This window comes from Streptomyces sp. LUP30, from assembly GCF_001746365.1.
In the GTDB taxonomy this organism is placed as follows: Bacteria; Actinomycetota; Actinomycetes; order Streptomycetales; family Streptomycetaceae; genus Streptomyces.
Map to the genome: position 1 here is coordinate 183,330 of NZ_MJAJ01000001.1, position 22,299 is coordinate 205,628.

The window sequence follows — 22,299 nt, forward strand, 5'->3', positions numbered from 1 at the left end:
GTCACCTTGACCTGACGCGCCCGCGCTGTCGGCCGGTTGATTCCCACGGCCGACAGCGCACACGCGCGCGCTCACCTCTCACTCCTGCTGCTCCGGCGGATCGCGCCGTGAACGACGCCGCACCGCGGCTTGCAGATCCTCGCCCAGCAGCTCGGGCAGCGGCCCGCGCCCCAGGGCCCAGCCGATCAGGGTGTCCGCGACCGTGTGCAGCTGATGTTGAGGTGCTGGGAGACCTCGCGCAGCACCTCGAACCCGGCGGCCGGCGCCAATCGGTGAGCCGCGATGAGGACACCGATCGCCTGATCAACCGCCGCGTAGGAGGCAACGGCGTGCCGTAGCTGGGCATTCTCCTGCTCACGACGGGTCAGCCGAGCGTCATACGTGTCGTCTGCCGACGCCCGCTGATCACGGGAGGTCGTCATCACTGCGTCTCCGGATGGGGACCAGGCTCTCCTATACGCCTGCCCGGAACCAGGTCAGCAAGACGCCGCCAGCCGAGTGCGAAGATCACACACGGCAGCGGAGGGACTCTCCACCGGCCATCGCCGGTGAAGAGCCCAAGAGGCTGTCTCCCCAACCCCTCTCCTCCCGAGTGGCCTTCCCGCCTACGCTCACACCCGATCCGACACAATGCCGTCGCACAGGGCGCGGGCAGTCTTCTCGCAGGCACGAGCGATGTACTCCAGAAAGGGAGCGATCTTCGGATTGCACATGTCCGCGCGCAGCGCGGCGAGTGCCTGGACCCATTCCACCGCGTCCTCGGGAAGGGTGTACGGCTGCCCGCTCAGCCGACGCGCAGACCCGGCGCCACCGGTGCCGGGACGGTACGGATGGCAGTCCGCTCCACATACCCCTGCCGCCGCTCGCCTTCCTGGACGAGCTCGTCGGTCCGGAGCCTCGTCGCTGCCGTGGTGCTCTTTGCGCCCAGGAAGATGCGGCGAGTCACCCGGCGCGCTGGGTTGTCTCCCCGGCCTGAGCGGGTACGGCGGGCAGGGAGACGGTGCAGGAGGCGCAGCGTCGGGCCTGGGCGGGTACGGGGCTAAGGCATTCGGGGCAGTCGCGTTTGGGGGCCTGGACGTCTTGGTGCGGGGCGAGGCGTTCGTGGAGCTTGTTGATCGGGAGCACGACCAGGAAGTACAGGGCGCTGGCGAGGAGGAAGAAGCTGATCGCCGCGTTGACGAAGGCGCCGTAGGGGAACTTGGTGGCGCCTGCGGTGAAGGTCTTGTGGCTCATGTCGCCCGTGGCGCCGGTGGCCAGCCCGACGAGTGGGGTCAGGAAGGCGCTGACGAAGCCGTTCACCACGGCGGTGAACGCCGCCCCGATGACGATGCCGACGGCCAGGTCGACCACGTTGCCGCGCAGGATAAAGCTGCGAAAGCCCTTCACCTTCTCACCCCTAAGAGATTCTTGACGTCGACGAGCGGCACCGAAAGTGCGGTCAGACCACCCCCTTGAGCTCGAATGCCCTGCCACCCCGCACCCATGCCGGCTCCCCCGCGCGGCGATGTACCAGTTCACCAGGTGGCGCAACGACGACAGACCATCCATGACCTGCGGCGCCGACAGGTGCGCTGCGACCGCCGAGCGTTGAGGTCAGCCGCTGGCGGATACCGGGCCGGCCGGGGCAGAGAATGCTTGATGAACGTGGTGGCAGGGCGTGGCAGAAGTCGTTTTGGGAATGCGCATCCGGCGCAGGAGATCACGGGTGGTGCGCTTGCTCAGCGTGCTGCGCCAGGTCAGTCCCGGGTGGCGTGACCGTAGGTGTGACAGCGCACGGGTGCCCAGGCCGGTGCTGTGGAAGCGCTCGTCGATGACGACGGCGGTGATGACACCTTGGGCGCAGTCAGTGCAGATCCGGTACCGGACCTGGCCGACGACCTGTCGGATGTGGACGAGGAGCAGGCATTCGTCGCCCGGGCCGAGGTCGTCCGGGATGTGCGTGGACAGGAAATCGATTGCCCGGTAGGCGAGGAGGCGGCGGCGCAGACGGCCGGTGCGCCGGCCTCGGTGTGAGTGTTTGGCGCCGTCGTGACCGGGCGGCAGCGTCTCGGCTGTGGAGATCTTGGCGATGAGACTGCTGCTGACGGGACGCGCATGTACTCCGTGCATGACGTCTCGTGTGCCCGAATAGCCAACGGCTACCCGTTCCAGCGGGCGGGGCACCCCGCCCGGGCGCACCCCCGGCTTCCGGATTGCGGCCACGCCCCTGGAGGCAGCATCCCGGCTGCACGACCAAAAATTTCGTGGTCTCGTCCACCAGTCCCTCCTCGCGGTCCGTGCCGGAATCGTTCGACGATCTCGCCGTGCAGCTGGAGCGGGTACGAGCGGAGAACAGGCATCTGCAGAATGCGGACATGTTCATCTCGATCAGCGCGCTGCGGACGTCGCTGTACTCGGGCGTGCCCTCTTCCAGCACCGCCAGCTCGTCGAAGAACGGAACGTCTCAGCGACCAGCCAGGCGAAGAACTCGTTCTTCGCTTCGAGTGGCTGGTGCAGTGCGATGGTCTCCAGCATGGCCGCGGCTTTGAGCCAGTCGCTGGCGTACACGTCAGGGCCCATGTAGTGGGCCTGGACCCGGGCGCAGGCGGCGTCCAGTACGCCCAGGTCGAGACAGGCCGGGTTGCCCGGGAGGGTCTGAGCGATCTGCAGGAGCTCTTGGGGGGTGAGGAATCGGGTCACGCGGCGTGACCGTGCTGCGGAAACTCGTGCAGGTCACGGCTACTCATGGGTGCGGGGTCAGGCCACGCGGCTGTGCTGGTGTCGGCGGCACGGGTGTCCTGGGTGGCGAAGACGTCGGCGAGCTGCGGGACGCGGTCGCGGGTCCGGCCGAGGGCCAGTTCACGCCCGTCTCGCCGGACGGGACGCGCTGCCCGGCGAGCACTGGGCCGACGCTGGCTACGTCAACGCCGCCGCGCTGACCACAGCCCGCCGCGAGCACGGCGTCGACCTGCACGGCCCCATGCAGACCAACACCACCGCCCAGGCCACCGGCGCTTACAGCCTGGACGCCTTCACCATCGACTTCGACCGGCGACGGGCCACCTGCCCCAACGGCGTCACCTCCGGCGGCTGGAAACACGGCACGTCCCAGCAAGGACTACCCGTGATCCGCATCGCCTTCCGCAAGAGCGACTGGGCCCCTCGGCGTTCGCCGTGCGGCGGATCAGACGTGATCAGACGCGCGCGGCCCGGCGGCGGCGCGCGCCGACCCACGCCGCCGCACCGCCGACGGCCAGCAGGGCGGCGGCCCACGCGCCGTAGAGACCGCCGCCGGAGCCGGTGGCGGCGAGCGAAGTCGCGCCCGCGGTGTCAGCGCCGCCGGTCGTGCCGCCCGTGGCGGCCGTGGAGCCGGACGCGGACGCCGAAGGGGTCACCGGGGCGGAAGGGGACGGTGCCTGTGAGGCGGGCGTCGACGGAGTCGCCGACGGCGAGCCCGTCGCGACGGCGGGGCCGGCCGCCACCTTGGTGCCGGCGACGTTGAAGTAACCGGAGCCGGTCATGTACATCGACGATTCCAGCGGGACGACCGTGTCCTTCCTGATGTCGCTGTGCTCGCCCAGGGACAGGTAGAGGTCGATGGCCGACAATCCGGAGGCCGCGCCGAAGCCCTTGGGGATCACGGGCAGCTCCCACTCGCTCTCGCCGCTCTGCTTCAGCTTCACGATCTTGCCGTCGATCTTGGCCTCGAGGATGAAGTCGGGATGGCCGGCGCCGTCGCGGAAGCCGCTCGCGGAGATGGTGCGGTGCAGTTCGGCCGGGAACTCGCCGGGACCGTCGGCGCGGGCCTCGAGCAGCAGGCGGGCGCGCCGGCCCGGCCGGGCGACGGCTTCGCCGTCGTCATGCACCCAGGCCTGGTTCAGCTTGCCGGGCTTGATCTGCGGGTCGGTCTTGAAGACGACGGTGTTGCGCGAGGTGGCGTCGTCGACGTCACCGACGAGCCGGCCGGCGTGGAGCGTGAAGTCACCGTCGTTCGTCGGGTACGTGGTGCTCAGACCGATGGTGACCTTCCAGGTGAACTCGGTCTTCGCCGGCACGGAGAAGACGGAGGACGCGTTGCCGGAGGCCGGGTAGAACTGGCCCTGGAAGGAGCCGTCCTGGTGGCCGATGGCGGACTTGGTGGCGGGCGCGTCGATCGGGGTCACGTCGAAGACGACGGAGTCCTTCATGACCGGGCTCGGACCATCGGGCTCGCCCGGCAACCAGGCGGAGAAGTCCTGTGCCGTGTCCGAGGAGTTGGCGACCGTCAGGATCATCGACTCGCTCGCCCCGCCGCGCTTGAGCGGGGCGCCCGGGGTGGGCGCGCCGAGCGACATCCTCAGCGCGTGACCGCCCGGCCCGTCGGCGGCGACGGCGACCGCCGGGGCGAAGGCGGCGCCGGCCACCGCGGCGACGACGGCGGTCGCGGCCATGGTGCGAACACGGCGGGCGGCGCCGGTGCGAGCGGACATGGTGAATCCCCCAAGGAATCAACGGAGAAGTTCCGGTGTGCGGTGGGCCCGCGACCGGAAGAGAAGAGAGAAGAACGGGGTGCAGGTGCGCGCGCAGGGCTGCGAGCACGTAGGCGCGCAGGTCTGCGGGATGAGCTGAGTGCGGGAAGGGCCGTTCGCCTGTCCGGTCGTGCGTTCACCCCGGCGGCTTGCGGTGCACTCATCTTCACCCCGTGAACCCACGTGATCAATCGTCGCTCCGTCACTACTTCGCAACAGCGCCGGAAGCAGTAATTCCGCAGGTCACGGCCGTATGACCGGAGGGCCGTGCTCCGCTCCCGCTCCCGGAGGCGCTCGGAGAATCGACGCCTTTCAGGCGGCTGCCATGATCAAGTCATCGCATGACGCGGCTGGTGTCAAACGGATAGTCGGGCAGGTCCACGGTGCTGCTGATCTTCTCCCCCAGCCTGAGCATTCCGTTCAGGAACAATGGGCGGGACAGCAGGGTATTGCGGACACGTATGCCGGTGGCGGTGCCGGGGGCGAGGAACTTGCCGGTGCGGTCGCCGCCTGCCTGGCAGCCCTGGGCGTACTTCCGAAGTCTGCCCTCGTACTGGGTGAAGGCCGCCCGATAGTTGCCCTGGGCTCGCGCGAGTTCGCCGGCCAGCACGTAGGCGGCGACCACCGCGGTTCCTGTCCCCATGCCGCCAATGGTGGCCCCGCAGGCTGCGTCACCGACGAGGCACACTCGCCCTGTGGACCAGGTATCCACGTCCGCGCGGCTGATCGAGTCGAAGTACAGGTCGGGAGCCTGCTTCAGTGAAGCGAGCAGGCGGGACACCTCCCAGCCGAGACCGGCGAACGCCTTGCCGATCAGACGCTTCTGCTGTTCGGGATCGTGGCGGTCGTACGACAGTTCAGGCGCGGCGAAGAGGAAGAACGCCCCTGCCTGTGCCGGGTCCTGGTGACCGGCGCCGACCGAGGCGAGACGCCCCGGCGTGTTGTACCCGACTGAGCCCTTTCCCAGACCCAGGTCGTTGGACAGCTGCCAGGTGGCGGCGTAGTAGCCGAGGTGGCTCACATAGTCCGCCTCTGGGCCGAAGGCGAGGCGACGGACGTTGGAGTGCAATCCGTCCGCGCCGATGACCAGGTCGAAGTCCCGTGAGACTCCCCGTTGGAAGTCGACCCGCACGCCGGAGGGGGTCTCGGTGAGGCGGGTGATCGAGTCGCCGAAGATGTACTCGGTGCGCGGGCGGCTGTGCTCGTACAGCACCCGGGCCAGGTCCCCGCGGAGCACCTCTATCTCGCCGCCGGCGAACTCGGCGGGCAGGTGCAGCAGTGTTCGGCCGCGTTCGTCGACGAAGCGCATCGGGCTGCCGCCTGTCTCGATGCGGCGCAGTTCGGAAATCAGGCTCATGCGTTCCAGCACGGTCAGGTGTGTTTCGCCGCGGAAGTCGACGGCCTGACCGCCGCCGCGCAGGGCTGGGGCCAGTTCGACGACGGTGGGCTTGAAGCCGTGCCGTCCCAGACAGTAAGCCAGCGCGGGGCCGGCGATGCTCGCGCCGGAGATGAGGACGTTCCCGTTCACGGATTTCTCCACTCTAGAAACTGTGTCCTGCGGACACTATTAATTACTGTGTACCGTAGACACAGTTGATTCGGCAAGGTCGGTCAGGAGGGGCGGCAGACATGGGTGACGAGCACGCCGAGGCGGTGCGGTTGCTGTGGGGTCCGCACCCCAAGCCCGCACGGGGGCCCAGACCGACACTCGACCTGGATCGCATCGCACGGGCCGGGATCGAGATCGCCGACTCGGAGGGGTTGGCCGATGTGTCCATGCAGCGGGTCGCCGCGCAACTGGGCGTGACCAAGATGGCGCTGTACCGGTACGTGCCGGGCAAGGCTGAGCTGGTCGCTCTGATGGTGGACGCGGCGATCGGCCCATACCCGCAGGTGAGGGCGCGACACAGTGGCTGGCGGGAGCAGCTGGAGGAATGGGCACGCGAGCTGATTCACGTCTTTCGCCAGCACCCCTGGGCGTTGGACGCCACCGTCGGGCCGCGGGTCATGGGACCCGCGGAGCTGTCCTGGCTGGAGCGTGCCGTCTCCGCCCTAGACGGCACGGGGCTGAGCGGCGCCGAACGAATGGACGCGGCTGTCCTACTGGTCGGTCACGTACGCGGTATCACCCATCAGACCCGTGCAACAGGCCCGGCGGGCAACCCCGAGGCCCAACTGGGCGCCATCCTCGGCGACCTGATGCAGGCACACGGCGAGCGATTTCCCGCCCTCACCGTGGCCCTCACTTCAGCAGCCCAATCCCACGGCCAGGACCAGGCATGGGAGTTCGGCCTGCAGCGCATCCTGGACGGCTTGGCCGTCCTCATCGACGAGCGCGCACGCTGACCCCAATTGCATCGGCGATACCCCACACCTGAAGGCAGGCCGCTCACCTATGACCGCCTGCGTGGACGCTCGCGACGTTCCACGCGGAGACCGACGCCGACGTTCACGCCGACCACTGGGAGATGCACCCGCAGGCCGAGGAGGCGGTGTGCTGCCTGACCGGCGGGGTCCGCCTCTACTTCCGTCCCGCCAGGCCCGACGACACCGAGGACATGGTGCAGTTGCAGCCCGGCACCGCCGTGATCGTCCCCCGTGGCCGCTGGCACCGCCTGGAGCTGGACGCCCCCAGCGACCTGATGTCGATCACCCTCCGCCACGGCACACGCCTCGAAAAACGTACCTCCACTCGCTGACAGCAGGGTGGCCCGGTCGAGCCCGCCGCCGGGCCGCCCCGCAGCAACTGTTCTGGGGAAGGCCGTCGCCGCAGGACGTCTCCTCGTTGATTCGCTCCCTTGAATCTGTCACCCCGGTGGAGCCCAAAGCCCGGCGTCCCATACTCGGTGTCATCAGTCGGGGCGAGAGAGAAGACTGTCCCGCGCCGCGGACTGCGGCCTCGTCCTCCCGGTGACCGGGCAGGACGAGGCGCGCCGTCATGCCCGCAGGAAGGCGAGGACCGCCAGGACCCGCCGGTGGCCCTCGGTGTCCACCGGGAGGTCCAGCTTGTTGAAGATGTTGCCGATGTGCTTGTTCACGGCGGCCTCGCTGATGAACAGATGCTTGGCGAGACTGGCGTTGGTGCGGCCCTCCGCGATCAGCGCGAGCACCTCGCGCTCCCGTGGGCTCAGCCGCTCCAGCGGATCCTGGCGCAGCCGCACCAGCTGGGTGATCACCTCGGGGTCCACCACGGTGCCGCCGGCAGCCACCCGCTCGATCGCGGACACGAAGTCCACGACCGCGCTCACCCGTTCCTTGAGCAGGTAGCCCACCCCGGCCCCGCCGCCCGAGTCCAGCAGGCGCAGCGCGTAGGAGCGCTCGACGTACTGGCTGAGGACGAGCACGGGCAGGCGGGGGAACTCCTCGCGCAGAGCGACCGCCGAGCGCATGCCGTCGTCGCTCAGCGAGGGCGGCATGCGGACGTCGGTGACGATCAGGTCCGGCCGGTCGGCGCGCACCGCCGCCACCAGGGCGTCGGCGTCCCCGACGGCGGCCACCACCTCGTGGCCGACCCGTTGCAGCAGCCCGACGAGCCCTTCGCGCAACAGCACGGCGTCCTCGGCCACGATCAGGCGAAGCGACACGGAACCTCCACATGCAGCAGGGTGGGTCCCCCGGCCGGACTCGACACCCGCATCCGGCCGTCGAGGGCCGTGACCCGGTCCGCGAGCCCGGTCACCCCGCTGCCCGCTTCCGGAGCGACCCCACCGTGACCGTCGTCCGTGATGTCGAGGATCAACAGATCGGAATGGTAACGCCCGCGTACCTGGGCGCTGGTGGCTCCGCTGTGTTTGGCGATGTTCGTCATGGCCTCGTTGATCAGGTAGTACATCGTCGTCTCGAGTTTCCTGGGCAGCCGTTCGGGCAGTCGCAGATCCACCGTCACCGGGATCGGGAACCGGCCGGCGTAGTCCTCGATCGCCGCGACCAGCCCGTGGTCGGCGAGGACGGGCGGGTTGAGTCCCCGGATCAGTGCCCGCAACTCCTGGTGTGCGGTGGACAGCTGGGCCTCGGCCTGGGTCAGCAGCTCGGCCTGCGCGGAGCCCTCCGGGACCTCCAGGCGCATCAGCCCGAGCGTCATCCCGAGCGAGACGAGCCGCTGCTGCGCCCCGTCGTGCAGGTCACGCTCGATGCGCACCCGCTCGGCGTCGAAGGCGTCGAGCAGCCGCGACTGCGAGGCGCGCACCTCGCGCAGTTCCTCACCGAGCTCCTTGTCGCGCGGCGCGAGGAAGGTTCGCGCCATGGCGGCCCGCGCCCCCGCCCAGGACGTCACCGTGTACGGCGAGGCGAGCAGCACGATCACCCCGAACACCGTCCACGGCCAGGTTTCGGGGCCGGTGGAGGCGAAGGTGGTGGCGGGGATGCCGAAGGAGAACGCGAGGACCATCAGGTCCATCCACCACAGTGCCGCCGCCGACAGCAGGGTGAACATCAACTCCCGCCAGGTCACCGGCTCCTTGAGCCGGGTGGCCGTCCAGGCGCGCAGGCCGGGGCCGTCCGGGGCCCGGTGCGGGTCGGCCAGGTGGTCCAGGTCGACCAGACGCAGTCGGCGGCGCTCCACCCGGGCCACCAGCGTGGACACCAGCACCATGCCCACCAGCGGGGCGACGCCGATCAGCACGACCAACAGGGCGAGCCCCGCGGCCAGGCCCAGGGTGAAGACCAGCACCGCGGCGGCGCCGACCACGACGCCTCCGCTCAGATAGGCCAGCGACCGCCAGGGCCAGCTCGAGGTCAAGAAGCTCAGGGGGCGCTGAGCCATGGCCTGCCAGGCTGTTGTGGGTTGCATGCGATCAACGAAACCACGCGGAAAGGGATTTGGGGGTAGAGCTGCCTCTACCTCAGGAGTAGAGGGTGGATCAGTACCCCGGCCACCCCCCGTGCAGTGAAATCGACGCATGACGACAACGAGGCAAACCCCGGTACAGGACACGGTCGAACTTCACGGTGTACGCAAGGTCCACGGCGCCGACGGTCGTCAGGTGACCGCGCTGGACGGGGTCTCCCTCGGCTTCCCGCGCGGCACCTTCACCGCCATCATGGGCCCTTCCGGTTCCGGGAAGTCGACCCTGCTGCAGTGCGCGGCCGGTCTTGAGCAGCCCACCGAAGGCCGCATCGTCCTGGCCGGCGTGGACATCGGGCAGCAGAACGAGAAGCAGCGCACCCAGCTCCGCCGTGACCACATCGGATTCGTCTTCCAGGCCTTCAACCTGGTGGAGTCGCTGACGGCGGCGCAGAACGTGGAGCTGCCGTCCCGGTTCGCGGGCCGCAAGGTCAGCCGCGAGCAGGTCGCGAACGCGCTCGCCGCGGTCGGTCTCGCCGAGCGCGCCGGGCACCGCCCCAGCGAGCTCTCCGGCGGTCAGCAGCAGCGCGTCGCCCTCGCCCGGGCCCTTGTCACCCGTCCCGACGTCCTCTTCGCGGACGAGCCCACCGGCGCCCTGGACACCACCACCTCACGCGAGGTGCTCAAGATGATGCGGATGCTGGTCGACCAGGAGGGCCAGACCACCTTGATGGTCACCCACGACCCGGTCGCCGCGTCCGTGGCCGATGTCGTCGTCTTCCTCAAGGACGGGCAGATCGCCGACCGCATCTCGCTCGACCGTCACCCCGGCGGCAACAACGCCGCCGCGATCGCCACCCACATGGCCCGGCTGGAGGCGTGATGCTGATCCTCGCGAACGTACGCGAACGCTGGTCCGGCTTCCTCGGAGCCTTCGTCGCCGTCCTGGTCGGCGTCGCCCTGATCTCGACCACCCTGGTCATCTACGACTCCGCCCGGCCCCGGGTCCAGCCCCGCTACGACGGCACCACCGCCCTGGCGCTGCCCCACAAGGCCCTCGACGCCGACGGCAGCCCCGAGGACCGGATGCCGTGGAGCACGGCCGAGGCCGAGCCGCTGGTGGCCGGACTCGACAAGGTTCCGGGTGTGGCCGACGCCGTGGTGGACCGCTCCTTCTACGCCCAGGCGATCAAGGACGGCAAGCCCGTCACCGACGAGGGAGCCCTGGAGTCCGGGCACGGCTGGTCCAGCGCGCAGATGGCGCCCTACAAGCTGGTCTCGGGCCACGCCCCGAGCGCCGCGAACGAGGTCGTGGTGGACCGCGCCCTGGGCGCGGCCGTGGGCAGCGGGCTGACCGTCAACCTCACCGAGGGCCGCAGGCAGTTCACCGTCGCCGGTACCGTGGACGGCCCCGGCTACTACTTCAGCGAGGCGTTCGCCGCGCGGCACCAGCCCGGGGTCGGCGCCATCGCGCTGGTCGCCGCCAAGGGAGCCGACACCGGCGCGATCGTCACCGCCGCGAAGAAGGTGCTCGGCGACAAGGGCGACGTCGTCTCCGGCGACGGCCGGTCCGAACTGCAGCCGCAGTACATCGAGCACAAGCGCTTCCTGGGCGTCCAGCTCATCAGTGCCATGGCCATCCTCGGCCTGTTCACCACGGTGTTCGTGGTCGCCTCCATGCTGGTCCTGGCGACCGGGATGCGGCGCCGCGAGATCGGTCTGCTGCGCACCATCGGCGCCGCCCCCCAGCAGGTCAAGCGCATGATCATCGGTGAGGCCGCGGTGGTCGGCCTGCTCGGCTCGATCGCCGGCTGCGTGGCCGGCGTGATCGCCGCCCCGGCGCTGCGCACCATTCTCGACAACCTGGACGTGGCGCCTCCCGGCATGGAGGTCACCGTCGCCGCCTGGCCGCTGCTCACGGCCTCCTTGATCGGTGTCGGTGTCAGTGTGATCGGTGCCTGGACCGCCGGCCGCAAGGCCGCCCGGGTCGCCCCGATCGAGGCTCTGCTGGACAGCCGCTCCGCCAACCAGGGCATGGGGCGCGGCCGCTGGATCGCCGGCCTCGCCGTCCTCGGGGCCGGTGCGCTCCTGGCCATCGGCACCGCCACCTCCAGCGCCGACAACCGCATCAACATGGCGATCTTCGCCACCATGACGCTGATCGCCGCGGCCGCCCTGCTGACCCCCGCGTTCATCGGGCCCGTCGGCCGGTTCCTGACCGCCCCGTTTCAACGAGGCGGCTCCGCGGGCCCGGTCCTGATCCGGGCGGAACTGGTCGCCAACCCGCGCCGGGCCGCCTCCCTGGTGGCCCCCGTGATCGCCGCCGTCGGTTTCGCGGTGCTGCTCAGCGGCATGGTGGAGACCATGCGGGTGGCCTACCCGGCGGGCGAGGCGCTGAAAATCTCGGGGCAGACGATCGTCACCCCGGACGGCACCCCCGGGAACACCGACGAGGTCGTCGCCGCCAACCCGGTGGGCAAGGCCGCGCTGCCGACCCGCGCGTTCGTCCTCAAGGACGCGTCGGCCGCGAAGAACGACCAGGGCACCGAGCAGGCCCGGAAGGCCACCGTCCTGGACGTCCTGGGCAGCCGGGACCCGCGCTGGAGCAAACCGGGCGAGGCCGTCCTCGGCGAGCACACCGCCAAGAAGCTGGGTCTGGCCAAGGGCCAGAAGGTTCCGGTCCGGTTCGCCGACGGCACCGCCGTCACCCTGCGCGTCGGCTCGGTCCTGCCCGACGACCCGGCCCGCGGTGACTTCGTGGTCGCCCGCGACCTGGTCCGCGTCCACGACCCGGCCGCGCTCACCGACGACATCTTCGTTCCCGGCAACGCCAAGGCCTCCGGACCCGTCCCCGGCACCGCCCTGCACGACGCCGCCGAGTACGCCCTGGCCGACTACCAGACCGACGCCAAGCTCACCGACAGCCTCGCCATGATGCTGATCGTCATCGCCGTCGGCTACAGCGTGATCGCCGTGGCCAACAGCATGGCCATGGCCGCCCACGGCCGACGCCGCGCCTTCGGGGTCATGAAGTCCGCCGGCGGCACCGTCGGCCAGCTGCTCCTGGTCTCGGTCGGCGAGACATCCCTGGTCATCGTCATCGGCGCCGCCCTCGGCATCCTGGTGACGCTGCCCCCGCTGGCGGGCATGGCCTCCGGCCTCTCCCAGGCCACCTCGTCGGACGTGAGCCTGCACCTGAGCACCGGCACCCTCGCCGCCGCCGTCCTCGGCACCCTCGTGGCGGCGGTCCTGGCGGGACTCGCGGTCACCGCGAGGACCCTGCGCAGGCAGGCAGTGTGACCAGCACGGGGCCTTGAACTGGTCAGCGGCTGCGCCTGGCGCCAACTGCCACCCTGCTTCGGCATATCGAGGACGCGGGCTTGCGGGTGATGGCGCTGCATGGCGGGGACTGACGTGGGCGGTGTCGAGGACGACGCGGGTGACGTCGATGAGGCCGGAGTCGTCGAGCCGGTGCAGCACGGCTTCGTGCAGCCGGCCCCAGACACCGGCTCTCGACCAGATCAGGAACCGGCGGTGAGCCGTCGACGGCTGAAAAGGTGGCGAACACACAGGTCCGAGCCCCGTGAACCGGGGCAAGTCGGACGCAACGCCCTGGAGCCGCGTCAAAGGCAGATTACCCCGATACGCACCCCACGGGGCTGCCTGAACTCAGGCTCTCGGCTTCGTGGCAAGCCATTCAAGAAGCCGCATGGCACTGGTGACGGCTCGTCCGCATGGATGCGCAGGAGCCCAGGAACGGTTGGACGTTTTCGGACGATCGCCCCTGGCCACGACAAGCGCGGCTACGTTCTCCTCGGTACCGCCGCAGCAGCAGCTCTTGATATCTGGCTCCGAATTCGGACAGTTACTAGTGGCTGTCGAGCCAGCGTCTTTGAAGTCCCCGACGGCGAGCTCGTCGACGAGCTGAACCGCCAGGCCGCCGCCGCCGGTATCACCGACGCCGCGATCGTCTCCCTGATCGGGGCCCGCCGACTCCTTCACCGACTGGCCCATGCCCGAAGGCGACGCGCTCAAGGACACCGTCACCAAGTACGACCTGCCCGGCGAGATGACCGGCACCGGCGAGATCCGCAACGGCTTCGCCCACATCCACGTCGTCATGGGCGTCGAAGGCGACCGCGCCATCGCCCCGGGCCCCGACGCAAGGGCCGGTCAGCTGACGGGGATGACGTAGGCGCGGGCGAAGTGGGTGCCGATGTGCGCTTCGTGGAGGTGCCCGGACCCCGGCGCCCCGGTCTTCAAGTTCGGGCCGACGAACCGAGCAGAGACGGGCCTACGCCAGGCAGTGCGTTCCTGCCGGGACATGCCGCCTTCTTCTTGCGGTAGGCATCGAAGGTCAGGGTGTGGTGCTGAGCATGATGCGCGCGCTCTGGCATGCCGACGGGGCGCCGCAGCGGCCGTCGACGCCACGAGAAGTAGCTTGACCACCAGTGGGCATGAATCCACAACGGCCCTCGGCCCGTCGGACGACGTGATGACAGTAGCCGTTCCCGTTTCGCCGCAGGCCATGGCCACGATCGTCGATTGCACCAGCATCCGCCCGGCGTGGCTGGCCTCGTCCGCGTCCGGCCCTCCGGGAAACAATCTGACTTGCGCGCAGTGCCTGGAACTGGCGGATCTCGCTGCCGCAGCGGAGTGGGAGTGCCAGCAAGCTGCGGACGCGGATACGGCGGATACCGCTGCCGCCGCGTGCAGGGCTCTGGTCGACGTCCTGGAGCAAATCATGACTGGGATTGGCTTTGTCCACGAGTACGGGCAGCGAAGTTCACCACTTCGGGAGGCACCCAGGATTCGAACGGTCCGTAACCTGCGACTGGTCGGTACGGAGCGTTCACTCCCACCAGTCGTTGCCGGTGTGCCAGCGCTGCACCCACTCCTCGAAGCCCCACGCCTGGTCACCGGGCGCCGGGACGGCACCGACGTCAGCGATCATCCACACCTCGCCCCGGCGGGGGCCAGTGGTCAGCAGGAGCCAGAACGACTGCCCGTCCTCGGACCCAAGAACGATGGACCCCTTGTTGAATGCGGCGTCGATCCGCGGGTCCTCGGGGTCGACACTCTCGTCGTCCTCCCAGGGCCATGCCGCCTTCAGGGGGAACGGTTCGCCTGGCTGTCGCGGGCCGAGGTCGGGCCACGTGTCGGGCAGCCAGCCGAGCGGCTGGAGACCACCGTCGCCGGCGGGGCCGAGGCTGGACCCGTTGCTGATCTCCGCGATGAAGGTCCTGTACGGCTCCGGGAGGACCACCCGATTCTCCTGCTCCCACGCCGCGACGGCTTCATGTCCGAGTGCCGGTTCACGCCACTCCGGCGGAAACGCGGAGCGCAGGAAATCGAGCATGGCGTCGGTGGGAGGCTGATCACGTATGTCTGTCACGTCAGCATACTGGCAGAGGGGGCTGACACCCCGTTGCGGCTGCCTCACTCCGGGGCTGTGCTGCCCAGGTCATGAACATCGAACAGAGCCAGAGGCAGGTGCCTCCCGAGGTGGGGTTCTGGCTCAGTTTCCGTGCAGCGGCCACTCTGAGTGATGTCCGGGCGTCTCCGGCAGCTGCGGAAGTCGCCCGAAGATCAATCGTCACGAGGGTGGTTGGGCTGAAGGTCCCGGCCGTGGAAGAGGTCGTGCTCCGGCTGAAGGAGCTGTTGTTCCCGTCGGTCGCGGACATCGAGGTGTTGTCGGTTGACGCGAGTATCGAGATAGTGCGCGTTGACGTGCAGTGCACGACTGTCGGTGCTGCCTGCCCGGGGTGCGGAACCTGGTCGACCCGGGTACACAGCTCCTACCTGCGGTTTCCTGCTGACGCACCGAGCGCCGGACGAAGAGTCGTGCTCCGATTACGGGTTCGGCGGTTCCGCTGCCGCGACACCGTGTGCGCTCGGCGGACCTTCGTGGAACAGATCCCGGCCTCACCTGCGAATACGGCCAGCGCACCGAGCGGCTGCGCTGCGCCCTGGCTGCCGTCGGTCTTGCCCTGGCCGGACGGGCCGGCGCCCGGCTGGCCGCCGTCCTCAGCATGTCCGTCAGCCGGAGCACGGTCCTGCGCCTGGTCGACGACCTGCCCGAGCCGGAGGTGCCTGCGCCGCGGGTGGTCGGCGTCGATGAGTACGCCACCCGAAAGGGCCGCCACTACGGCACTGTGCTGGTGGACGTCGAAACCCGCCGGCCGATCGACGCTCCCGGACCGGGGGGCATCGAGTCTGGCCGCCTCGCTCGCCCAGCGCCCCGGTGTCGAGGTCGTCTGCCGGGACCGCGCGCCGTTCTTCGCCGAAGGCGCCGCTGCTGGAGCGCCGCAGGCGATGCAGGTCGCTGACAGGTGGCATCTGTGGCACAACCTGAGCGAGGCCGCCGAGCGGAGTGTCGCCCAGCACCGACCCGAACAACGAGACGAGGAGACCCCCACCATGCCCGATCCCAGTCCCTCAGCCCCCCCGCTTCGCCGCCGCCTACGTCCTGATGCGCATGGCCGCGGACCTGGGTGACCACTGGCTCCAGTCCGACCACCAGGCCATCACCAAAGCCATCACGACCGACACAAGGGCCAGTCCAGCCGCGCCCGGGCGCATCGCCTGCACCGCACACTGCCTTTCTGTCTGGTTGGTTGCGGATCGAGGTATTGGTCGGCCGGCGTTGTCCCTGACAGAAACGCTGCGACCAGACGGGTCGCTGCGGGACAGCTGTCGTAGACGGTGCTGCACGACGACGTAGAGTGGCCCGAGGCTCGGCTGTTGGGGCCTCCAAGGGGACGGGGGCCCTCGATGGGCATGAACAAGGCGGCCAGGACCGAGTGGTGGGAGAGTCTGCCTGCCGGGATCCGCGACGAGATCGACGGATACATCCTTCAGGACTCCCTTCTCGGCGCTGTGCGTGTCATCGTCGCCATCGGCCTCGTTCCCCATGGCATCGGCGTTGGTACCGCTCAGCTGATCGCCAATGACCGCTATCTCTACTACGGCGACCGGATTGCACGCGAGCCGGAGAGCCCCCTCGATCTGGAGTCGTTGGCCTATCGGGCGGCCGGGTGCGAGGGCCGCATCGTTGCGATCGAGGCGATCTGGGATGGTGACACCGTCCACGACTGGTTCGTACGGCTGCTAGCCATCACCGCCGACCCGGCGGGAGAGTCCCACATGGCCACCGTCTATTGGTCAACGGCCAAGCGCTACCTCGGCGAGGACGCGGATGGCGACCCACGCCACCCCGCAGCGGTAGCTGCCGAGCAGGCGGGGCGTGCCCTTGCCGAGTACCTCTCTGTACCGTTCCACTTCCCCAGCCCGGACACACCCGATGATGAGGCCCCGCGCTGGCAGCCCTGAGCGACGATCGGCTTGGGCGGTCCTGGCTACTCAGGGAATTGGCCCTGCGGGTGAACGCACGGGGTGTGCTGTTCAGCGAAGGGATCGGCTCGGTCACACCGTCTCGGCACTGATGACGATGTCAACAGCACGAGCCCGTCCCTGCGCGTCGTCGACAGACACCCGGACTCGCCGCCGGCCCGGCATCCCGAGCAGGGAAGTGGTGAACGGGCTCTCGCCGACCACGTCCCCGACGACGAGTCGGCCATCGCTTAGCAGAAGATGTCCGTCGAACACCGTCGTCAGACTCTCCAGATCCCGCCCCTGGCCATCCGAGTCATCGTGATCTTGGAAGATCCGTACCTTGACCAGCACGGTCTGGGCCTGCACGCGGACGATGAGGTGAGTTTCGCAGGCAGCAGCCGGCTCGTTGTTGAGAGCCAGTGTCGTGGGGATCCACTCGGTCGAACCGATGGCCATCACTGGGTGATTCACGTACAGGTCGATACCTGCGATCTGCATCGTGCGGCTCCTGTGCCATCCGTGATGTCCCTGGAAGACAGGGCTCCGCACTGACACCGCCGTGGGGCAGGTTGGCGGCCTCGGTGACCTGAACCTCGTCTCACGGGTGTTCGGCGAGGAGATCCTGCCGCTGTGACAGTGGAAGCCCGGCTCGGACGTCGCCGGCGGCGACCGCGTCGCAAAGATCCGCCTCTGTCAGCAGTACCTCACCCTCGCCCTGCGCACCGACGTCGACGGCGAGGGCGATGTCGAATTCGACGTGATGGTGCCGTGCCCGCACGACGACGAGTGCACCGGCCGGGCGCGGGTGCCCCCCTACAGCGTCACCTGCCTGTTCCGCTCACTCAACGGCGACCTGGACGACGAGGACATCGTCTGCACCGTCCACGGACCGAATAACGACGACGACCAGGACGACGACCTCGAGGTGCAGGACCTGGAAGTGATCCACGGCTGAAGGACCTCCGTGCCGCTCCGGCCCCGCCTCCCCGCCGCGGCCGGGGCGGGCGCGGTGGTTCCTCAGTCACCGCGATCAGGAGAGGAGTGGACGTCATGACCCAGCCCCCCGTACTACGAGGTCGACGTCCCCATACGGAGCACCGAGACGCCCGGCCTGGAAGGCGTGCACGTCTTCACCGGCTGGGCTGACAGCCGTGGCGCGGCCGTGAAGGCCGCGCCTGAGGTCTATGACGCGGCCCGCGCCGCGGCGGAGGCCGGACGTGAGATCCCCTACGGAGGCCCGGACGGCTGGTCGGCCTGTGGGTACCGGCCCGGCTGGTAGCTCGACTGGCCCGCCGCGAACGCCGGCCACTGGAGGAGCCCGTACAGCTGGCTCAACTCCAAGCCCTTCGAGATGTAGCTCTGCCTCGGGACAGCCGCACGTGCTTGGCGGCTTGGACGGCTGTCCCGGGCCCACCCAACCCGTACGAGACGAGAGGGAGATCCTCAGTATGGACTCCGTCCTGCGCGTCCAGGGCCGGATCGGCCTCCGCGCCCTCCTGATCACCACCGCTGCCCTGCCGCTGACCGGCTGGACCGTGCACGCCCTGGCGCTGCACCGCAAGCTCGCCTCTACCCGGAAGGACCGCTGACCGGCCTGCTGCGCCGCGACGCCTACACCGCCCGCGCCCGCCGACTCCTGGCCCGCCATGGCGACGACACGGCCTTGATCATGGTCGGCGCCGACCATTTCAGGGCCGTGAACGACACGGTGGGCTACCCGGCCGGCGACGCCGTCCTCGCCTCGTTCGGCGTCCGGCTCACCGCCTGGGCGGCCCCGCGCGCCGCCGCTGGCAGGCTGGGAGGCGATGAGTCCGCGGTCGCCCTGGAGCTGACCGCCGAACGGCGCGAGCAGCGCCTCGCACAGCTGGTCCGCATGCTGCACACGCCGGTCGTCCTGGACGACGGCCGCACCGTCGACGTCGCCGCCTCGGTCGGCGCTGCGACCCCGGAGGCGATCGGCTCCTGCGACCTGACCGTGTTGCAGAGGGCGGCCGACGCGGCTCTGTACGACGGCAAGCACTCCGGCCGCGCGCACTTTGCCACCTAGCGTCACGCCACGGTGCCGTCCATCAACGGCCGCCGTGCGGGACGCCCCGGCACCGCCGTATGAGCGCCGTCGCCCTGCCCGAAGGCGACTGGATCCGCGGCATCACGATCCGCCAGCCCCGGGCGACCTGCATCCTCGCCGGGAAGAACCCGGAAAACAGGCCCGTGAACTGGTTGATGGATAGCTCGGTGGCTCGTCATGGGTTCTGATCTGACGCTTTGCGTGGCAGACATGTCCGTGACGGCCTAGGCCGGCCGCTGGCCTCGGTCGCGGACGACGAGATCGGCGAGATCGGCGAGGCTGCCCTGGGACTGCTGTGGGGCACTTCTGCGGTGAACACTTGGACTCCCGCCGGGAGTCGGTGCTGTCCGCCCCCGGTGACAGCCGACGCTGATCGTAGGCGGCCCGATCCGCCTGCCGCTTCCCGCCTCACTTGGTCCGGTTCATGGAAGTGGGGAATCCGGGGAGGGGGTGCGCGTGACTGGTTGCTCCCAGAGGCGGGCCAGGTGCGTGTGGAGGACGTCGTGTGCTTCGTGCGGGGTGAGGTGGCCGATGAGGACGTGCGCGGTGAGGCCGTCCGCGAGGGCGAGGAGGGTACGGGCCTCGAGTTGCGGATCGAGGCGCACGGCGCGGTCGGCGCCCTCGCCGGCTTCCGAGATGAGGCGGGTGAACGCCTCCTGCAGGGTTGCGTAGTTTGCCGTCAGCGTCCTGGCGAGCGCTTTGCTCACGGCCGCCTGCGCGACGAAGGCGAGCCAGACCCTGGCCTCGGCGCGGTGCTCTTCCCGGAGCAGTGAGATCTCGGTGGCCGCGTGGCCCAGGGCGGTGCTGGCCGACTGGGCTGGGCTCCTGAGGAGGCGGGCCTGTACGCGCTCACTGATCCGCTCGCTGATGTGCCCGAGAGCGAAAACCAGCATCTCTTCCTTGTTGCGGAAGCACCGCTGAACTGCGCCCATCGACACCTGCGCGCGGGCCGCGACGTCGCGAAGGGTCACGCCCTCCAGTCCGCGTTCGTCGGCGAGGTGGCATACGGCCTCGGCGATGAGGCGGCGTCGGCTCACGTGATCCACCTGCCTGGGCAACTCCGATGGCCTCTCATTTCACAGCGCTCCGCTTCGCAGCGCAGTTTATGCGATGCGCACGTATCGGTTCCCGGGTACGGTTCCGATGCAAGCGCATTGGTACGGGGATGAGGAAGGTAAAGCCATGCAGGACGCCCTGTGGAAGATGGCGGCCGCCGCACAGGCGGAGGCTGTGCGCAGCGCAGAGGTCTCGGCCGTCGACCTCGTCGACAGTCACCTGGATCGCATCGCCGAGGTCAACCCGCAGGTGAACGCGGTCACGCAGCTCCTGGCGGAGGGTGCACGTGAGGCCGCGGCACAGACAGACCGCCGGCGGGCCGCCGGTGAAGCGCTGGGGCCCCTCGCGGGGGTGCCCTTCACGGTGAAGGAGAGCACCGCCATCGAAGGCGTGCCGACTACGTTCGGCACGGAGCGCTTCCGCGATCTGGTGGCATCGGCCGACGCACTCCCGGTGGCACGGCTGCGCGCAGCCGGAGCCATCCCCATCGGGCACAGCAACATCCCCACCCTGATCCTGGCGGGGATGCACACGCGCAGCGAGCTGTTCGGTGACACAGTCAATCCGTGGGACAGCACCCGGACCCCGGGCGGCTCCAGCGGGGGCGACGCGGTGGCCGTCGCCACGGGCATGGCGGCGCTCGGGCTCGGCAACGACTCCGGGGGATCGGTGCGCATCCCGGCCCAGTTCTGCGGTGTGGCCGGGCTGAAGCCGTCCACGGGCCGGTTCCCCGCCGACCACCGCGTTCTCGGCCCGGACGACCCGGGCCCGGCGTCCCAGATGCTGGTCACCGACGGCCCGCTGGCCCGGAGCGTGGGGGATCTTCGGCTTGCTTACGAGGTGCTGGCCGGGACTGATCCGCGAGACCCGCGGGCCGTGCCGGCGCCCGCCTACGGCGAACCGCTCCCCGGACGCGTGAAGGTCGCGGTTGTGGCGGACCCTGGTGGGCACGGCGTCCACCCCACGGTTCGCGGAGCTATCGCGTCTGCGGCCGACGCGCTCCGCGACGCCGGATACGACGTGCGCGAGGAGCAGGACGTACCGCGGATGGACGAGGCCCTCGAGGCCTACGGCCGGATCACTGTGACCGAGTTCGCCCCCACCTGGCCGGTAGTGCGCGGGCTGCTCGGCAAGGGCGGGGACCGCTATATCGAGATGGCGATGGAGCAGACCCCGCCCGTAAGCGCGGAGGAGTTCATGAAGTTGATGGGCACCTGGATGAACATCCGCCGCTCATGGGCCGAATTCCTCAACGAATACCCGCTGTTGCTCGGCCCGGTCTTCACTGAGCCACCGGTCGAGCCGGGGCTGGAGTCGCGTGACAGGTCAGGTAGGGACCGTGTCGGGTCGGGAATGCGCCTGTGCACCGTGACCAGCTTCGTGGGCGTACCCGGTGTGGCCATACCGACCGGGATGGTCGACGGGCTCCCCTGCGGAGTACAGATCGTCGGGCGCGCGTTCCGGGAGGACCTGTGCCTGGGCGCGGCCCAGGCGATCGAGGACCGGCTCGGAGTTCTCACACCGGTCGACCCGCGAGTGGGAGGCCGGGCTGATTAGCCCGTGGGCCATAGAGGGCACGCGGCGACCCCCGTACCCCTCACGCCCCGTCCGGCGGCCTGGCGGAAACACACCCGCTCGCCACAAACCGCTTTCAACGGCAGCCCGAGATCGCGGTACGTGTAGAGACGCCCGAGGCTCCAACAACGATCGGCGCCCGGCACGACAACCGGAATGGACACCATGAACACGGCCCTCACGGAGGACCGTTCACGCTCCTGCCGCGACCCGGTCGGTCTCCTCGCCCAGACCGGCGCGCCGCCTATGCGGCCCTCGCCGGCGCGACTTCCGTGGCGGAGGTCGCCGAACCACCGCCACCGGGCACCCTCGGTTGCGGCCCCGGCGGCCGGGCTCGGGCAGGAGGCGTTCACCTCCCTCACCTGGCGGCAGGGCTCGCGGGGAGCGTTACGGTCCCGCTTCGCCGCCGTGCGTGTCCGCCCCGCCGGCAAGGCCGTCGAGCGGCCGATCCGGTCCGCCGCCTCGGCCGAACAGGGGTGGTGGGACGGCATCCTGCCCGACTGCTGGCTGCTGATCGAGTGGCCCGAGGACGCCGAGGAGCCCACCGACTGCTGGCTGTCCAGCCTGCCGGCCGACACCCCGCTCACGGACCTGGTCCGGCTGGTCAAAGTCCGCTGGCGCATCGAGCACGACTACCGCGAACTCAAGCACGGTCTGGGCCTGGACCACTTCGAAGGCCGCTCCTGGCCCGGCTGGCACCACCACGTCACCCCCGTGACCGCCGCCACGCATTTCTCACCGAACAGCGGCTGGCCCCGAAAGCACCCACACCGAGCTCACTCTTCACCAGACCCTCGACGCCCTCCAGGACGTCCTGAGGTGCTGGACCGGCATCTGCACCACCTGCCACCAGCCCCTGCCCCTGCCCCTGCCCCTGCCCCTGCCCCTGCCCAGCAGGCCACACACGACATCAAGACCGAGGCAGACCTGACGGAGTTGAGTCCTATTAGACGGGCGCGTCGTCAGGACTGACAGGGACAGTGTGGACGGCGAAG

Annotated in this window: 19 protein-coding genes and 5 pseudogenes; 13 read left to right on the forward strand and 11 right to left on the reverse strand. The window is 69.7% G+C overall.

Annotated elements, in window-relative coordinates:
- Nucleotides 1-185: 185 nt before the first annotated feature.
- Nucleotides 186-422, reverse strand: coding sequence for an ANTAR domain-containing protein (locus tag BG482_RS00810; protein ID WP_141746513.1), 237 nt, complete (start codon nt 420-422; stop codon nt 186-188).
- A 520-nt stretch (nt 423-942) separates the two neighbouring features.
- Nucleotides 943-1,386: a large conductance mechanosensitive channel protein MscL gene (gene mscL, locus BG482_RS00815; protein ID WP_069766834.1), complete on the reverse strand. Its 444-nt coding sequence runs from the start codon at nt 1,384-1,386 to the stop codon at nt 943-945.
- Nucleotides 1,387-1,794: 408 nt separating this feature from the next.
- Here mscL and BG482_RS43655 point away from each other — a divergent pair, with 408 nt between their 5' ends.
- Entirely contained in the window at nt 1,795-2,013 is a 219-nt protein-coding gene (locus BG482_RS43655; RefSeq protein ID WP_176741275.1) for a hypothetical protein, read from the forward strand.
- Between the two features lie 337 nt (nt 2,014-2,350).
- Here BG482_RS43655 and BG482_RS44750 read toward each other — a convergent pair.
- The 3 genes and pseudogenes from BG482_RS44750 to BG482_RS00835 all read right to left on the reverse strand — a co-directional run.
- A pseudogene (locus tag BG482_RS44750) lies at nt 2,351-2,434 on the reverse strand (RNA polymerase sigma factor SigF); the annotation flags it as partial.
- A 739-nt stretch (nt 2,435-3,173) separates the two neighbouring features.
- Complete coding sequence (locus BG482_RS00830) at nt 3,174-4,448, reverse strand: hypothetical protein (RefSeq protein WP_069766836.1); 1,275 nt, start codon at nt 4,446-4,448, stop codon at nt 3,174-3,176.
- A gap of 373 nt (nt 4,449-4,821) precedes the next feature.
- A complete protein-coding gene (locus tag BG482_RS00835; RefSeq protein ID WP_069767040.1) occupies nt 4,822-6,015 on the reverse strand; it encodes an FAD-dependent monooxygenase in 1,194 nt (397 codons plus the stop codon).
- A gap of 101 nt (nt 6,016-6,116) precedes the next feature.
- Here BG482_RS00835 and BG482_RS00840 point away from each other — a divergent pair, with 101 nt between their 5' ends.
- Complete coding sequence (locus BG482_RS00840) at nt 6,117-6,833, forward strand: TetR/AcrR family transcriptional regulator (protein WP_069766837.1); 717 nt, start codon at nt 6,117-6,119, stop codon at nt 6,831-6,833.
- Between the two features lie 59 nt (nt 6,834-6,892).
- A pseudogene (locus BG482_RS00845) lies at nt 6,893-7,186 on the forward strand (cupin); the annotation flags it as partial.
- A gap of 237 nt (nt 7,187-7,423) precedes the next feature.
- Here the strand turns inward: BG482_RS00845 and BG482_RS00850 are convergent.
- The gene (locus BG482_RS00850) at nt 7,424-8,056 is read right to left on the reverse strand and encodes a response regulator transcription factor (protein ID WP_069767041.1); all 633 of its coding nucleotides are present in this window, start codon (nt 8,054-8,056) and stop codon (nt 7,424-7,426) included.
- Nucleotides 8,056-9,276: a sensor histidine kinase gene (locus BG482_RS00855; RefSeq protein WP_069766838.1), complete on the reverse strand. Its 1,221-nt coding sequence runs from the start codon at nt 9,274-9,276 to the stop codon at nt 8,056-8,058. The genes BG482_RS00850 and BG482_RS00855 overlap by 1 nt, the downstream gene beginning before the upstream one ends.
- Before the next feature lie 109 nt (nt 9,277-9,385).
- Here BG482_RS00855 and BG482_RS00860 point away from each other — a divergent pair, with 109 nt between their 5' ends.
- Entirely contained in the window at nt 9,386-10,153 is a 768-nt protein-coding gene (locus BG482_RS00860) for an ABC transporter ATP-binding protein (protein ID WP_069766839.1), read from the forward strand.
- Nucleotides 10,153-12,570, forward strand: coding sequence for an FtsX-like permease family protein (locus BG482_RS00865; protein WP_069766840.1), 2,418 nt, complete (start codon nt 10,153-10,155; stop codon nt 12,568-12,570). Before BG482_RS00860 ends, BG482_RS00865 begins: the two co-directional genes overlap by 1 nt.
- Nucleotides 12,571-12,654: 84 nt before the next feature.
- Here the strand turns inward: BG482_RS00865 and BG482_RS44495 are convergent.
- Nucleotides 12,655-12,816, reverse strand: a pseudogene (locus tag BG482_RS44495) (IS5/IS1182 family transposase); the annotation flags it as partial.
- 466 nt (nt 12,817-13,282) lie between these two features.
- On the opposite strand from BG482_RS44495, the gene BG482_RS44755 reads away from it, so the two are divergent.
- Nucleotides 13,283-13,465, forward strand: coding sequence for a hypothetical protein (locus BG482_RS44755; protein WP_256096142.1), 183 nt, complete (start codon nt 13,283-13,285; stop codon nt 13,463-13,465).
- A 657-nt stretch (nt 13,466-14,122) separates the two neighbouring features.
- Here the strand turns inward: BG482_RS44755 and BG482_RS00875 are convergent.
- Nucleotides 14,123-14,665, reverse strand: coding sequence for an SMI1/KNR4 family protein (locus tag BG482_RS00875; RefSeq protein ID WP_141746514.1), 543 nt, complete (start codon nt 14,663-14,665; stop codon nt 14,123-14,125).
- A 71-nt stretch (nt 14,666-14,736) separates the two neighbouring features.
- On the opposite strand from BG482_RS00875, the gene BG482_RS40200 reads away from it, so the two are divergent.
- Both BG482_RS40200 and BG482_RS00880 read left to right on the forward strand, forming a co-directional pair.
- The gene (locus tag BG482_RS40200) at nt 14,737-15,768 is read left to right on the forward strand and encodes a transposase family protein (protein WP_256096143.1); all 1,032 of its coding nucleotides are present in this window, start codon (nt 14,737-14,739) and stop codon (nt 15,766-15,768) included.
- 276 nt (nt 15,769-16,044) lie between these two features.
- Entirely contained in the window at nt 16,045-16,602 is a 558-nt protein-coding gene (locus BG482_RS00880) for a hypothetical protein (protein ID WP_256096144.1), read from the forward strand.
- A 93-nt stretch (nt 16,603-16,695) separates the two neighbouring features.
- Here the strand turns inward: BG482_RS00880 and BG482_RS00885 are convergent, their stop codons facing one another.
- Nucleotides 16,696-17,103 (reverse strand): hypothetical protein, encoded by a 408-nt coding sequence (locus BG482_RS00885; protein ID WP_069766842.1) that lies wholly within the window; start codon nt 17,101-17,103, stop codon nt 16,696-16,698.
- Between the two features lie 262 nt (nt 17,104-17,365).
- Between BG482_RS00885 and BG482_RS45945 the strand changes: the two genes are divergently transcribed.
- The 3 genes and pseudogenes from BG482_RS45945 (at nt 17,366) to BG482_RS43665 (ending at nt 18,861) form a co-directional block, all read left to right on the forward strand.
- Nucleotides 17,366-17,560 (forward strand): hypothetical protein, encoded by a 195-nt coding sequence (locus tag BG482_RS45945; RefSeq protein ID WP_370745731.1) that lies wholly within the window; start codon nt 17,366-17,368, stop codon nt 17,558-17,560.
- Between the two features lie 493 nt (nt 17,561-18,053).
- Nucleotides 18,054-18,715: pseudogene (locus tag BG482_RS00900) on the forward strand (GGDEF domain-containing protein).
- Nucleotides 18,712-18,861, forward strand: a complete 150-nt coding sequence (locus tag BG482_RS43665) for a hypothetical protein (RefSeq protein ID WP_176741259.1) — start codon at nt 18,712-18,714, stop codon at nt 18,859-18,861. Before BG482_RS00900 ends, BG482_RS43665 begins: the two are co-directional and overlap by 4 nt.
- 234 nt (nt 18,862-19,095) lie before the next feature.
- Here the strand turns inward: BG482_RS43665 and BG482_RS00905 are convergent, their stop codons facing one another.
- Complete coding sequence (locus tag BG482_RS00905) at nt 19,096-19,731, reverse strand: TetR/AcrR family transcriptional regulator (protein WP_069766843.1); 636 nt, start codon at nt 19,729-19,731, stop codon at nt 19,096-19,098.
- A gap of 124 nt (nt 19,732-19,855) precedes the next feature.
- Here BG482_RS00905 and BG482_RS00910 point away from each other — a divergent pair, with 124 nt between their 5' ends.
- Both BG482_RS00910 and BG482_RS40205 read left to right on the forward strand, forming a co-directional pair.
- Nucleotides 19,856-21,286 carry an amidase gene (locus BG482_RS00910; protein ID WP_069766844.1) on the forward strand — a complete coding sequence of 477 codons (1,431 nt, stop codon included), beginning with the start codon at nt 19,856-19,858 and terminating at the stop codon, nt 21,284-21,286.
- A gap of 261 nt (nt 21,287-21,547) precedes the next feature.
- A pseudogene (locus tag BG482_RS40205) lies at nt 21,548-22,122 on the forward strand (IS701 family transposase); the annotation flags it as partial.
- Between the last annotated feature and the right edge of the window lie 177 nt (nt 22,123-22,299).